At 56.9% G+C, this 13,792-nt stretch carries 10 protein-coding genes; 4 read left to right on the top strand and 6 right to left on the bottom strand.

Annotated features, from left to right (window positions below; translation table 11 throughout):
• Positions 1–11 precede the first annotated feature (11 nt).
• Both HHJ16_RS02945 and HHJ16_RS02940 read right to left on the bottom strand, forming a co-directional pair.
• Positions 12–1,094 carry an FAD-dependent oxidoreductase gene (locus HHJ16_RS02945; protein ID WP_293640492.1) on the bottom strand — a complete coding sequence of 361 codons (1,083 nt, stop codon included), beginning with the start codon at positions 1,092–1,094 and terminating at the stop codon, positions 12–14.
• Between the two features lie 190 nt (positions 1,095–1,284).
• Positions 1,285–2,238 carry a LysR family transcriptional regulator gene (locus tag HHJ16_RS02940; protein WP_293640491.1) on the bottom strand — a complete coding sequence of 318 codons (954 nt, stop codon included), beginning with the start codon at positions 2,236–2,238 and terminating at the stop codon, positions 1,285–1,287.
• A gap of 108 nt (positions 2,239–2,346) precedes the next feature.
• Here HHJ16_RS02940 and HHJ16_RS02935 point away from each other — a divergent pair, with 108 nt between their 5' ends.
• Together HHJ16_RS02935 and HHJ16_RS02930 are read left to right on the top strand one after the other, a co-directional pair.
• Positions 2,347–3,048, top strand: a complete 702-nt coding sequence (locus HHJ16_RS02935) for a pirin family protein (protein WP_293640490.1) — start codon at positions 2,347–2,349, stop codon at positions 3,046–3,048.
• Between the two features lie 204 nt (positions 3,049–3,252).
• Entirely contained in the window at positions 3,253–3,807 is a 555-nt protein-coding gene (locus HHJ16_RS02930; RefSeq protein ID WP_293640488.1) for a flavodoxin family protein, read from the top strand.
• Between the two features lie 42 nt (positions 3,808–3,849).
• Here the strand turns inward: HHJ16_RS02930 and egtB are convergent, their stop codons facing one another.
• From egtB to HHJ16_RS02915, 3 genes are all read right to left on the bottom strand, one after another.
• Positions 3,850–5,178 (bottom strand): ergothioneine biosynthesis protein EgtB, encoded by a 1,329-nt coding sequence (gene egtB / locus HHJ16_RS02925; protein WP_293640486.1) that lies wholly within the window; start codon positions 5,176–5,178, stop codon positions 3,850–3,852.
• 609 nt (positions 5,179–5,787) lie between these two features.
• Entirely contained in the window at positions 5,788–5,997 is a 210-nt protein-coding gene (locus HHJ16_RS02920; protein ID WP_293640484.1) for a hypothetical protein, read from the bottom strand.
• A 265-nt stretch (positions 5,998–6,262) separates the two neighbouring features.
• Positions 6,263–7,045 carry a LysR family transcriptional regulator gene (locus HHJ16_RS02915; protein WP_366557456.1) on the bottom strand — a complete coding sequence of 261 codons (783 nt, stop codon included), beginning with the start codon at positions 7,043–7,045 and terminating at the stop codon, positions 6,263–6,265.
• Between the two features lie 235 nt (positions 7,046–7,280).
• On the opposite strand from HHJ16_RS02915, the gene HHJ16_RS02910 reads away from it, so the two are divergent.
• Positions 7,281–8,309 carry a sugar nucleotide-binding protein gene (locus tag HHJ16_RS02910; protein WP_293640483.1) on the top strand — a complete coding sequence of 343 codons (1,029 nt, stop codon included), beginning with the start codon at positions 7,281–7,283 and terminating at the stop codon, positions 8,307–8,309.
• A 370-nt stretch (positions 8,310–8,679) separates the two neighbouring features.
• Here HHJ16_RS02910 and HHJ16_RS02905 read toward each other — a convergent pair whose 3' ends face one another.
• A complete protein-coding gene (locus HHJ16_RS02905) occupies positions 8,680–9,522 on the bottom strand; it encodes a hypothetical protein (protein WP_293640482.1) in 843 nt (280 codons plus the stop codon).
• Positions 9,523–10,227: 705 nt separating this feature from the next.
• On the opposite strand from HHJ16_RS02905, the gene dnaE reads away from it, so the two are divergent.
• A complete protein-coding gene (gene dnaE, locus HHJ16_RS02900; protein ID WP_293640481.1) occupies positions 10,228–13,737 on the top strand; it encodes a DNA polymerase III subunit alpha in 3,510 nt (1,169 codons plus the stop codon).
• The last annotated feature ends 55 nt before the right edge of the window (positions 13,738–13,792 follow it).

The following is a 13,792-nucleotide window of genomic DNA, read 5'->3' as shown; positions in this document are numbered from 1 at the left end:
GGCTTTGCGTACTAAATAATGGCCAGAGCCATCTCCAGACCCGACACAAAGCCGTCTTCGACGCGATGACCCAGGCACCAGTCGCCGCAAGCGCCAATTCGGGATTTTGCGTCCCAGGCATGGGTTTTTCCGAGAGGTTTGGTGGTTTGGGCATAGCGCCAGCGGTGTACCGCGGCATGGGATGGCTCCGCGCGTATGCCCGTCACCTCGGTGAAGGCTTTCAGCAGCTTGGCCTTGACGCGCTCTGCGTCGTCTTCGAGGTGGCGCTGCGACCATTCGGGACTGGCTTGCACGGTCCAACGCTCAATCGGGCCGCGCCCCGGCTTGGACGACTCTCTAGCCAGCCAGGCAATGCGATGGTGCGTGCTACGCGCCGCATTCCACTGAGGCCCCAGGTGGGACAGCGTGGGCTGAAGCGCCTGCGGGAAGGCCAGCATCAGAGTCCAGCACGGCGCCACGGTGACCCCGGCCAGGGCTGCCAGCAGCGGTTTCTCCAGCTTCGAATTGAGCAGCAAGGCATGGGCTTGCGCAGAAGGAATGGCCAGCACCACCGCATCAAAGTTGGAGTGAACCCGGCTGTCCGTGCCCGGGCCTTCGGTTTGTAGTTGCCAGCGTTCTGGGTGCAGCTTGTCGGCCTCGATCCGGATCACCGCTGATTCAAGCACCAGTTGGCCGGCGTCGGCCAACGGCTGAGCCCATTGCTGAACCAGCGCATTCATGCCAGGGGTGGCGACCCAGTGGGCTTCCCTGGCGGGCGGCGACGACGCGACGACGCGGCCTAGCTCGTCCAGAATGCGAACGGTGTTTGCGCTCCAAGGGCGTACCAGCCCGGAGGCAATGGCCAGCGCTTTTTCAAAACGCGCATCACGCACGGTGAAGTACTGCGCACCGTGGTCAAACCCGCCAAATTCAGTATTGCGGGTGGCCATGCGCCCACTCACCCCACCACTTTTTTCGAATACGGTCACACGGTGCCCGGCTTGTACCAGCGTGCGTGCGCAGGTGATACCGGCGATGCCGGCACCCACCACCGCAATGTGGCGCTGCGAGCGCAATTCAAACGAAGCGCCGGAGGCAGAAGGTTTTTTTATCATTTATTTGTACTTTTTCTGGGTGGATGAAAGAACGCAGTGTTCAAGCGTTGCTCACGAATTTCTTGCGAAATATTGATTGCAGTCCTCGTCCAGGTTCGCCATCACAGGGGATTGTCACAATTTCACCATAAATGAAAATCATAGGCGCCACTCTACACGCAGCCGGGGGAACGCACTGGTAAATCCGTTTTTAGATCGCCTGTTCGCGCTCCAGCAGCGCTTTTCGCGTGGTCGGATTGTCTAATTGTTTGAGCCACCATTGCAACGCGCGTCCTTCGCGGCCATCGATCGTGCGGCGCCAGGCGTAGCTCATGGGAATCAGCCGTGCAGGGCGTTGCATTTGCTTTTCAACCAGACGTCCAGTGACGATATGGGGCCGCGCGAGGTATTCCGGCAGGAAGCCCCCACCCAGGCCACGCAACTGTGCATCGAGTTTTTCCTGCATGCCGGGGACGGTAAATATATCTTGGCCGCCCATCAATCCTACCGTCACGCCGCTTCCCCGTTGCACCGAGTCGGCGACGGCTACCGCGCGATGGGGCATCAGCATGGCGTCGGTGACTGGTTCGATGGCCTGGGCAAGTGGATGGTGCGGGGCTACGGCGTAGATGAAATGAATGCTTCCCAGCGGCTTGCTCTGCACGGCTTTCCCCGGCGAAGGTTCCATCGCCACACCGATGGCCAGATCGGCCTGGCCTGAGGTGAGGGCCTCCAGCGTTCCCGATAAGGCTTCTTCACGAATTTTTAAACGAGTCGGTGGGCCGAGCGCAAAAAAAGCCTCACACAGTTCCATCACGGTGGTGCGCGAAATGACGCTGTCAACGGCCAAAGTGAGCTGCGGCTCCCAGCCCGTCGCGACGCGCTTGACGCGATTGGCGATGGCATCAAGTTCCAGCAGCAGGCGGTTGCCTTCACGCAGCAGTTCCTTGCCGGCCTCGGTCAGTTTTGCCTGCCGCGAGGAGCGGTCAAATAACAAGACATCCAGTGAGTCTTCCACCTGGCGAATGCGGTAGGTCAGGGCACTCGGCACCACGCCGAGTTCGCGGGCGGCGGCGGCCATGCTGCCGGTGCGGTGCACGGTGCCGATCAGCCCAAGGAATTCGGGCGTAAGGGCATTGCGCAACTGGGTGTTGATGGTTGCCATATTAAAAATTCAAATAATTTGAATGATGCCATCAAACCAGTGCAACGGCCCCGGTCGTGGGCGCCCCTACATTGAAACTATTGCAACGCAACTTGAAGGGAGCCCTTGATGATGACTTTAAGAACGTCCAGCGAGCGCGGCTATGCGGACCATGGCTGGCTCAAATCGTTTCATTCTTTTTCGTTCGCGGGTTACTACGATCCAGCACACATGGAATTTGGCAACCTGCGCGTGATTAATGAAGACCGCATCGCGGCTGGCAGAGGTTTTGGCACGCACAGGCACCAAAACATGGAAATAATCAGCTACGTGCTGAGCGGGGAATTGGCGCACAAAGACAGCATGGGCAACGTCAAAGGCATCCCGCCGGGCGACGTGCAGCGGATGAGCGCGGGTACCGGTGTGCAACACAGTGAATTCAATCACGCAGAAGGCCAGACAACTCATTTTCTGCAGCTATGGATCGAGCCCAACGTCACCGGCATCGCTCCCAGCTATGAGCAAAAGACATTTTCCGAAGCCGAAAAGCGCGGGGCGCTGCGGCTGGTGGCTTCTCCCGACGGCGCGCACGGCTCTGTCACGATTCATGCAGACGCCAAAATCTATGCGGGCCTGTTTGAGGGTACCGAAGCCGCCACTCAAGCGCTTGATGCGCGGCGCAAGACCTATGTGCACCTGATTCGCGGGCAGCTTGAGGTCAATGGGCAGGTACTTCGCTCAGGCGACTCCGCTGCCCTGCAATTAGAAAGCGAGTTGCGCTTGAGCCAGGGGCAAGCGGCTGAGGTACTGGTATTTGATCTGGCAGCTTAGAACCAGGGAAGCGACAGATCCACCGGCTTAGAGCGCGTTGCAGCGTCAATTAACGCAAACGTCTTGCCGGAGCGCTTTATTTAATCCATCATTTCCAGGTTCACTTTGTTGGCGGACTCCTGACCGTTACGGCTTGGGGCCCAGGTGCCTGGAGTGTGGATGGCAAGCGTGGCGAGTAATTATTATCAATGGAGCTTTTAAAAAATGTCAAAAATCGCCGTGGTCTATCACTCTGGGTACGGGCACACCCAACGTATGGCGCAGGCAGTCGCTGAAGGCGCCAGCGCAGAACTCATCGCCATTGATGCCGATGGCAATCTGCCCGAAGAGGGTTGGGACACGCTCAGCGCCGCAGATGCCATCATCATGGGTTCTCCCACCTACATGGGAAGCGTGAGTTGGCAGTTCAAGAAGTTTGCCGACGCGTCCTCGCGGCCCTGGTACACCCAAGCCTGGAAAGACAAACTGTTTTCTGGCTTTACCAACAGCGCCTCCTTGAACGGCGACAAGATGTCGACCTTGAGCTATCTTTTTACCTTGGCTATGCAGCATGGGGGCATATGGGTCAGCCAGGGTGTCTTGCCGAGCAACAGCAAGGCCGCGCAACGTAACGATGCCAACTACCTGGGTTCCTACAGCGGTGCAATGGCCCATTCCCCTTCAGATGCGGGCGCCAGTGAGATGTCTTCTGGCGACCTGGACAGCGGGCGGAATTTAGGTAAACGTGTGGCCGACTTGGCGGGCAGATTCCAGCGCTAGTAAATCGAAGTCGATGCTGCGGGTTTGTTCACCCTCAACACTTTAAACATCGCGCGCCAGGCGCAGTCCGCTGAATTGCCACTGTGCGTCTGGCGGGAAAAAGTTTCGATAACTGGTGCGGATGTGGCTTTGTGGCGTCGCACATGACCCGCCGCGCAGCACAAATTGATTGCACATGAACTTGCCGTTGTACTCGCCCACCGGCCCGGGCCAAGGTTTGTAGCCAGGGTAGGGGTTGTAGTTGGACTGCGTCCATTCCCAGGCATCGCCCAGCATCTGCGCAGGAACACCGTGTCCCGGATCCTGTTGAGGCAACGGGTGGAACGCTGCGTTGTCTGCAAAGTTAGCAGGCAACCGGGGAACGGGTAGCGTGCGGGCGGCCAACTCCCATTCAAACTCGGTCGGCAGTCGGGCACCGGCCCAGCGCGCAAACGCGTCGGCCTCGAAGTAGCTCAAGTGGCATACCGGCGTATTGGAGTCGACATCCACCAGCCCTTGCAGCGTGAAATTACGATAGTCGCGTGCATCGCCTTGCCAGTAAAGCGGCAGGCTACCCTGATCAGTGTGATGGGTGACGGCAGTCTGTACCCAGTCCCAGCCCATGGACAGCCAAAGCTCCGGCCGTTGGTAGCCTTGGTCGGCTATGAAGGCCATCATCTCGCCGTTGGTGACCAGCCTGCTCGCCAGCTCAAAGGGGGCGATGTAGACCGGGTGGCGAGGTGCCTCGTTGTCAAATGAAAATGCACCGTCTTGCGCAGCGTCGAACCCGTGCGACACCAGGCCGCCAGCATGGCGGTGCCAGAGTACTGGTTGCTGGTGAATGCCAGCCAGCGGCCATCGCTTGGCATAGGCCGGTCGCTCCGGGTTGAATGAGAACGCATGTTTGATGTCGGTCAGCAGCAGCTCCTGATGCTGTTGCTCATGGTGCAGGCCGAGCGTGATGAGCTGCGCCAGTTCGTGATGATTGTCCTGACGGGTTTTCCCCGTCGTCAACAGGTTTTGGATACGGTCATTGACTTGCGCCCGGTAAGCCATTATTTCCTGCAGCGAAGGGCGGCTGATGAGGCCGCGTTGCGGGCGCGGATACTTGTCTCCAACGCCGTTGTAATAGCTGTTGTACAGAACGCGGAAGCTGGCGTTGAAGGGTTCGAACTTAGGCTCAAACCGCTCTAGCACAAAGGTTTCGAAAAACCACGTCAGATGCGCCAGGTGCCACTTGGCAGGGCTGGCGTCCGGCATGGACTGGAGCTGGCAATCTTCCGCAGTCAGTGGCTCGACCAGCACCTCGGTTTGCCTGCGAACCTTTTCAAAGCGCTGGGATAGCTCCGAGACTAAAGAGTCAGCATGAAGAGCGGATTTCGGTGCGGGCATGAGGGGTCAATGCAAAAGTTTGTAGATGCGCTTCCGATGGTTCAGAGTGATGAAAAACCAAACCAAGAAACGTTTAATCTAAAGCTTCTCTGATTTTCGCTATCCCGGTTGTCAGACGATGCGCCGAGATCGCCCCGGGGATTGGGGGCCGGGTGGAGTGCCCGACCTGCGCCAAATCAACGGATTCGCGGTCAAAATGGCGCCATGTAGTGACTTCGAAATCTTACAGAATTCCGCCCTGCCGCCGCGACTACATCCGATACAAAAATTCGCGACCGTTTTGATCTTCAGCTTTTCATGACGACTTTGCATGGCATCCGGAAACACGGTGAGGTCGCCGATGCGCCAATCGATGGCTGGTTGGTTGGTTCATGCACCTCAAGCGCATTGCGCATGCCACGCAATTGAAGTCGTCAACCTCACGCGAAGTTCCATGCGCTGTTCCAGCGTTTCGACTTGAGAACAGGACCGTCTAAAGTCGTAAACAAGTTAAATGGACACGATGCGCCGTCGAGTAGCCACCACTGTTCGCGTCAGACTGTTTGCAGTCTTTCACTTCGTCCGGAAGCGGTCACACAACGTATATGCCAGTTAGAACGGAGCGACCTATCAGCCACGAAAGCGCTCCCAGACATAGATTGCCAGAACCACAAGTGCTGCTGCCGCGAGCGAAATCGCCCAGCCCAAAGGTGTGAAGCAACCAAAGTTGAATTCATTGGCTACGCATGTAAGCCTATCTGGTGTAGCAAACGCATCATAAATCCTGACACCAACTGCAATGCAAAGCAACAGGGAGACTATCGACAAGAGCGTCTTCACTTCTTACATCCTTATGTTTCAGTTCACCGGTTACGGGGTCGCCTTTCGCTGCGCAACCGAAGGACACCGCGCTCGATACCTGACTTTCAGTTTTGAAGGTCAGCGTTCGAAGAACGCTCACCGGCTCTGGCAGACTGACTGCTGTCCTTTAGCTTGCCGAAATGGGTCCCCCATTGCAGTCATCGACATCGGCAGGCCGCCAGTAGGCAATGTGGCGATGATTTTGTAAATCTGAGCCTCCTCAGACGTCGCACAAAACTTTGCGTTAAAGAGCGTTGGGAAGTACCTCCGCTAGAAAATCATAAACCGAACGAATGAGTCGGCTAGTGCGTATTTCGCGGTGCACCGCAAGCCACATGGGCAAGGGCGGGATACGCAGCAAGTCGGGCAGCACCTGCACCACATCGGGGTCGACGCGCGCCGCGTAGCTTGCTATAAACCCAATGCCCAGGCCCGCGCGGACGGCTTGCCATTGCACGATGAAATCGTCCGTGCGAAGCGCAAACAAATTTTTGCTCGCCGCAAAACCCATCGCCTTGAAGCCATCCAGTATGGCGGTGTTAGTGTCGCTGCCGATCAGCTCATGGTCTATCAGGTCCAGTGGCCGGCGTATCGGGCTGCGTCGTGCCAGATAGGCGCGGTGTGCAAAGGCACCCACGGTCACGTCACCTATCTTTTTGGCGACAAGGGTGCCCTGTTCAGGTCGGACCATGCGCACCGCAATATCGGCTTCACGCCGCAGCAAGTTACTCACTGTGTTGCTGGAGACCAATTCCACCTGAATGTCGGGCAGGGCTTGACGCATCTGCAACAGGATGGGAGGAAGAATTTGCACTGCCACCGGTGTACTGGCGGTAATACGCACCGTACCGGTTTTTTTGGCTTGGGTACCGGTTAGGGTGCGTGCCAACTGGTCTGCGCCATCGGCCATACCGCGTGCGGCATCGGCCAGTTTGAGCGCGGTGGCAGTGGGTACCAAGCCGCGCCCGGTGCGCTCAAACAGCACCACGCCCAGCTGGTTTTCCAACTCAGCAATATGCCTTCCCAGCGTGGGTTAACTGGTGTGCAGCACCTTGGCCGCACTCAGCAGGCTGCCATGGTTTAGGGCTGCAAGGAAGGAGCGCACCAGGCGCCAGTCAAACGAGGGGGGAGCGCTGGTAATCATGGAGAGGTATGCATATTTGCATTTCTGGTATCAACATTTATGCAATTGTGAACCACGCGCTTTGTTTTCATAATTCACGTCAACACAACAAACGTTTCTGTTCAAAAGGATTACCACCATGCAACCTACCGTTTTAATTTTGGGCGCACGCGGACGTTTCGGTCTGGCTACTGCCCGCGCTTTTGCCGACGCTGGCTGGCGTGTGCTGGGCCTGATCCGCCCCGGCGCACAAGTGCCCACAGAGGCCGCAACGGACCACCGCATCAAGTGGATAGCCACTGACTTGCGAGCCACCGCTGCGGTAGCCCGCGCCGCCCAAGGTGCCTGCGTGGTGGTGCATGCCTTGAACCCAATCTACACCCACAAGGCTTGGAAAGCCCAGGCGATGCCCCTGACTGAAGCGGCCATCGAGATCGCCCGCGCACTCAAAGCCACGTTGATGTTCATGGGCAACATCTATAACTTTGGGACGGACATGCCCCCGGTCTTGTCAGAGGACACGCCGCAACGGGCAAAGACGGTCAAGGGCCAGATCCGCATCGCTATGGAAGAGCAGATTCACCGCAGTGGTGTCCGCGCTATCGTGATCCGTGCCGGAGACTTTTTCGGCAGTGGTAAAGGTAGCTGGTTTGACCAGGCCATTGTCAAAGACATTCAAAAGGGCAAGTTCGTTTATCCCGGTCACAAGGACGTTGCTACGGCTTGGGCCTATTTGCCGGACCTAGCCCGCACTTTTGCCGAAGTGGCTGCACGTCGCGACTCCCTCAGGGCATTTGAAGTCTTCCACTTTGCAGGTCACGGCATCACCGGCCAGCAATGGCTGGATACGATGGAACCCATTGCACATGCCCAGGGCTGGGTGAAGCCCGACGCCTGTCTGCAATACAGCCAGTTGCCTTGGTCCGTCATACGCGTTGGTGCGCTGTTTGCACCCATCTGGGCGGCGCTGCTGGAGATGCGCTATTTGTGGAACACTGCGCATGCGCTGGACAACCGCAAGCTGGTCGCACTTTTGGGTGCAGAGCCACACACCCCGTTCGCTCAGGCGGTGATCATGACCTTGCACGACTTGGGGTTCACCAAAGACGCTGTTGGCGCGAAGCCGCTCGCGTGTCAGCGCGTGGCTGATGCGCACTGTGATGGGTAGCCCGAAGGCCATCACGGCCATTTCAGCACAATTACAAGCAGTAGTTTTTTACTGCTGGGCGTCGGCCCCTGATCTGGTCTGGCTGCAACTGAGTGGAAACCTGTAAGCTTGTTTGGGCCGCGACTTGCGCAAAACATACGGGTCGGAATTGCAAATTGAGCGACCTGAAAGCTGCCGATCGCGAACCCCGCTTACGCTGCACAACCGAAGGACACCGCGCTCGATACCTGACTTTCAGTTTTGAAGGAAAGCTTCGGAGAACGATCACCGGCTCTGGCAGACTGATTCCAGACATTCGGGGCGGCCGATAGCAGTCGTTCAACGTTTGACTTAAGCGGCGTGCCGTAGGCACGTCCGCTTGAAGGAATAGTTAGGAGGCGGCGACAAGGCGGTACCTGGATGCAATTTCACGCAATAGCTCAATGCCTCGCTGAAGCAAGACGCCTTGGTCATTGGTGAAACCGTGGCTTCTCAAACCAGTTATCGCTCCGCCATTGATCTCCTGGGAATGAACCAGTGCGCTGAAGCCTTTCGCTATGGCGTCTCCGGCTGCGCTTGTTATCGACTCGGGTGAGAGCTTCCGGACTGCGTGCTTTAGTATCTGAACACGCCCCGGGCTTGTCTCGTATTTCTCGACGAGAGAAGCAAGAAACGTTGGCTCGTCAATACCCGGCATGAGGACGAGATCGAAGTGCTGAATGCCGAACTCGGTCCCATTGCAGCGTGCATTTGTGACTGCTTCCCGTAGCAGGTCGATCCAGCCATGGTCGAGAACCATCTTGTTGCCGGTGCTTATCGAGACTTGCAGGCCTCGGTTGCTTATGTTCAGGCCGGCCGAAGGCTGCTTCGCAGCACTGAACTCGACATCCTCTGGAAGTTCACCGTCATGCACAAGTTCGCATCGATAGTATTTGTAGAGAACAACGGCGACGTCATGTTGTGCTTGGCGAAACCCAACAGAGATGCCTGATGTTCCTTCGTCTGGAGCGCCGAAGTCTCCAAACAGGATCTTCCGTATGCGACCGCCAAGGAATAGGGTGAAGGCTTCGCGATCCGACATTTCTTCCTTGGGCTTCTCGCGCGATTTCGTGCCCTTTGGAAACGTCCTCCTAGACGAAGCGGCGACGGCAAGCATGAGCGTTGTAAGCGCGCCAACGTGGCGGCCGTTCTGCGCCAAGAAGGATGCATCTTCAACCTGTTCTCGGATGGTCATGGCTTTCTCGCCTCCTAACGTGATGTAGACCGTCGGATATTCTGGCAATCCCAGCTTATCCGACCAGATAAACCAGAATTCCAAAACTGGATACGAATCAGTCCATTGGGCGGTAAGCCGCATGCAGCCAAGGTTTGCAAAGATTTTTCCTGAAACGCTAGTGTCACTTCAGTCCCCCTTTATCTTGTCGCCTATCTTGGCGCATTGGCACCGGACCACGCTCTTCGACATTTCACAATGCAAGCACTATAGCCCAGTGGACCTTGCGCTTGGATGTCGGCTTTCGCTCTTGGATTCAACCGGTCGATGACCCTGTTTGAATATGTGCTGACGACTTTAATCGCTCGAAATAGCGCGTGCCCCGCGTCAAGACGGACGCCACTCTGGACCAGCTTTCCTTGATTTCAAGGTCATCAAGTCGACCTTCGGCCCGTAGTCATGCCAAAAGATCATGAATGTCGGCACTACCTCTGCCAGAAAACAGGGTAAAACCGTCTTTAGCAAGCTGCACAGCGCCCCTGATATCAAGCGCCTGCAGCGCGCCGAGCAGCGCTGCTTACAATTCCAGCTGGCCGTCTAGCGCGACAAACTTATGCGCTGCAACATTCAGAATACGCATGATGTGCGGGAGTGTAGGCAAGGCATACCCTGCTGCAGCGATGCAATGGCGTGGGCAGTCAGAGGCTGCGTCCTAAAATGAAGCGTATGTTTGTCCATTTAAGAATTCACACTGAGTTTTCAGTTGTTGACGGTACCAACCGTATCGATGAAATCGTTGAGGCCGCCGCAGCGGACCAGCAACCCGCTCTTGCCATTACCGACTTGAGCAACCTCTTTGGCACCGTCAAGTTTTACAAGGAATGTCGGGGGGCTGGCGTGAAGCCTTTGATTGGCGCCGATGTTTGGGTGCAAGTGCCCGGAAAGAATGCCGGTGCACCGGCGGCCCGCCTGTTGTTGCTGGTACAAAATCACCGCGGCTACCTGAATCTGTCAGAACTGCTGACGCGTGCCTGGACGAAAAATGTAGTGCGGGACCAAGCCGTTATCCAGCTGGAGTGGCTGGAAGAACTCAATGAGGGCTTGATCGCCCTGTCGGGTGCACAGGGCGGTGCCGTCGGTCAGGCCTTGGTGCAGGGAGACAGCGAGCGGGCGCTTGAGTCTGCCCTGTATCTGGCAGGCATCTTTCCGCATCGTTTTTACCTGGAATTGCAACGTGCCCAGCGGCCCGATGACGAACGCCATGTGACGGCTGCGGTGCAATTGGCGGCCCGGCTCGGGCTGCCTGTGGTCGCCACGCATCCTGTACAGTTTTTAACCTTCGACGATTACGAAGCACATGAAGCGCGCGTTTGTATTTCTGAGGGAGAAATTCTGGGCAATGCACGCCGTGTACGCAAGTTCACGCGGGAGCAATATTTCAAGTCGACGGCCCAGATGACGGAGTTGTTCGCCGACGTTCCTTCTGCCCTTGCCAACACGCTTGAGATTGCGAAGCGCTGCAGTCTCACGCTGGTGTTGGGAAAGCCCATGCTGCCCGACTACCCGACGCCGGAAGTGGACGGTGTACGGCTCCCTATCGATGCGTATTTTCGCAAGATTTCGTTCGATGGCCTGGAAGCGCGTCTGGCGCATTTGTACCCCCAAGAAGCGCGTCGCAATGAGAAACGGCCGGTTTATGTGGAGCGGTTGGAGTTCGAGATCAACACCATCCTGAACATGGGGTTTCCGGGCTACTTCCTGATCGTGAGCGACTTCATTAACTGGGCCAAAAACAATGGCTGTCCGGTGGGCCCGGGACGCGGTTCCGGGGCAGGCTCACTGGTGGCTTATGCGATGAAAATCACCGACCTGGACCCCTTGCAATACAACCTGCTGTTCGAGCGGTTTTTGAATCCGGAACGGGTTTCGATGCCCGACTTCGATATTGATTTTTGCCAGCTTAACCGCGACCGCGTGATTGACTACGTGAAGGACAAGTATGGCAAGGATGCAGTCAGTCAGATCGTGACTTTTGGCACCATGGCGGCGCGCGCGGCTATTCGCGATGTGGGACGCGTGCTTGATTTTCCGTATGGTTTTTGTGATGGTATTTCCAAGCTGATTCCCAACAAGCCAGGCCAGGCCGTCACCTTGCAATTGCCGCCAGCAGACCGCGACAAAAACGACAAACTGGTTTATGCCATAGAGGCCGAACCGATTCTGGCTGAGCGCGAGCGCAAGGAAGAGGACGTGCGCACCCTGCTGGAGCTGGCGCGTAAGCTCGAAGGGTTGACGCGAAACATCGGCATGCACGCCGGCGGTGTGCTGATCGCACCCGGAAAGTTGACCGACTTTTGCCCTCTCTATGCTCAGCCGGGCAGCGGCTCCGCGGTAAGCCAGTTCGACAAGGACGACGTGGAAGCGATCGGCCTTGTCAAGTTCGACTTCTTGGGGCTGGCCACCCTGACTATCCTGGAAATCGCGAAGGAATTCATCATCCAGCGCCATCCGGCGCAAAAAGATTTCAGCTTCGAGAATTTGCCGCTGAATGACAAAAAGGTGTATGACCTCTTTAGCCGGGGACAGACCGAAGCAGTATTCCAGTTTGAAAGTATCGGCATGCAGCGCATGCTCAAGGATGCCAAACCAGACCGGTTGGAAGACTTGATTGCCATGAACGCCCTTTACCGGCCGGGGCCGATGGAGTTGATTCCCACCTACATCGCGCGCAAGCAAGGCAAGGAAGTGCCGGAGTACCCGGATCCGCGCGTCAAGGCTATCCTGGAAGAGACCTACGGCATCATGGTTTACCAGGAGCAGGTGATGCAGACCGCGCAGATTTTGGGCGGCTATTCACTTGGTGGCGCTGATATGCTGCGCCGCGCCATGGGCAAGAAAAAGAAAGAAGAGATGGACGCCCAGCGCGAGGTGTTTCGCAAAGGCGCAGGCGAGGGCGGCCTGAGTGAAGAAAAGGCCGACGAAGTATTTGACTTGATGGAAAAGTTTGCGGGGTACGGCTTCAACAAGTCGCACTCTGCCGCTTACGCCCTGCTGGCCTATCACACCGCCTGGCTCAAGGTGCACTACACGGCGGAGTTCTTTGCGGCCAATATGACCGTTGAAGCGGACGACACCGACAAGCTGAAAGTGTTGTTTGGCGATGCACAGAAAATGGGTATCCAGTTCGAATCACCTGACGTCAACCGTGGTGACTACCGATTTGAGCCTATCAACAATTCCAGCGTGCGTTACGGGCTGGGCGCCATCAAGGGCACCGGCCAGCAGGCGATTGCCGCCATCGTCGCCGCTCGCAAGGCAAGCGGCCCGTTCACCTCGCTGTACGATTTTTGTGTGCGCGTTGACCGCAGCAAGATGAACAAGCGCACGGTCGAGGCGCTCATTAAAGGCGGCGCTTTTGACAATCTGCATTTGAACCGCGCGGAACTGCTGGCCTCGGTAGACCGCGCCTTCGAATTTTCTGCCGCCACCGAAGCCAATGCCAACCAGGGCGGACTGTTTGACATGTCGGATTCGCATGCGGCCAGCTCTCAAGAGCCGGCGCTGGTCTCGGCTGTTCCTTTCGGCGTAAAGGCGCGCTTGGTGCTTGAAAAAACGGCAATTGGCTTTTACCTGTCAGGGCACCTATTCGACGAGGTTGAGACCGAAGTACGGCACTTTGCCAAGCGAAAAATTGAAGACCTGATCGACTCTCGTGAATCGCAATTGCTGGCGGCCATCGTGAGTGATTTGCGCGTGATCAATGGCAACCGCGGAAAGATGGTTGTTTTCAAGCTCGACGACAAAACCGATGTACTGGAAGCGTCGGTGGACGAGGCGACTTTCAACGCCAACCGCAATCTTCTGAAAGACGACGAATTGGTGATTGTGCAAGGCACTTTGCAGGGCGCGTCCGAGCGCTTCGGGCGCCGCTTCAAGGTGACACAGGTGTGGGATCTGGAGGCCGCACGCTGTAAGTTTGGCAAGTATCTGCGTGTGGCCGTGAATGGCTCGGTTCCAGATATTGCGCGGCTGGTGAAGGATTTTCCTCCGCGTCGAGAGATGTCGGAACAAGGTGAGTTGTTCCGTGGATTGCCGGTGCGTCTGAGCCTGCGCAGGGAGGGCGTCACCGCCGATCTTCAACTGGGCGATGCTGCCAAATTCTTTCCAACCGATGCCGCGCTGGCAAGTTGGATGGCGCAGGCAGACAGAGGTTTGGCCAGCATAATTTACGAATGAGAAAGTGTTTAACCCAATAAAAACAAGCGCGACGTGCTATTTTATTAATAGCTCA

It is taken from the genome of Polaromonas sp., from assembly GCF_012927485.1.
Lineage (GTDB): Bacteria > Pseudomonadota > Gammaproteobacteria > Burkholderiales > Burkholderiaceae_C > Polaromonas.
The sequence above is the reverse complement of the archived record's forward strand: the minus strand, read 5'-3'. Positions and strand labels throughout refer to the sequence as shown.

What these genes read in the sequence shown, in the direction of transcription:
- HHJ16_RS02945 (WP_293640492.1), bottom strand. Translation starts at nt 1,094, where the DNA reads ATGATAAAAAAACCTTCTGCCTCCGGCGCTTCGTTTGAATTGCGCTCG.
- HHJ16_RS02940 (WP_293640491.1), bottom strand. Translation starts at nt 2,238, where the DNA reads ATGGCAACCATCAACACCCAGTTGCGCAATGCCCTTACGCCCGAATTC.
- HHJ16_RS02935 (WP_293640490.1), top strand. Translation starts at nt 2,347, where the DNA reads ATGATGACTTTAAGAACGTCCAGCGAGCGCGGCTATGCGGACCATGGC.
- HHJ16_RS02930 (WP_293640488.1), top strand. Translation starts at nt 3,253, where the DNA reads ATGTCAAAAATCGCCGTGGTCTATCACTCTGGGTACGGGCACACCCAA.
- egtB (WP_293640486.1), bottom strand. Translation starts at nt 5,178, where the DNA reads ATGCCCGCACCGAAATCCGCTCTTCATGCTGACTCTTTAGTCTCGGAG.
- HHJ16_RS02910 (WP_293640483.1), top strand. Translation starts at nt 7,281, where the DNA reads ATGCAACCTACCGTTTTAATTTTGGGCGCACGCGGACGTTTCGGTCTG.
- HHJ16_RS02905 (WP_293640482.1), bottom strand. Translation starts at nt 9,522, where the DNA reads ATGACCATCCGAGAACAGGTTGAAGATGCATCCTTCTTGGCGCAGAAC.
- dnaE (WP_293640481.1), top strand. Translation starts at nt 10,228, where the DNA reads ATGTTTGTCCATTTAAGAATTCACACTGAGTTTTCAGTTGTTGACGGT.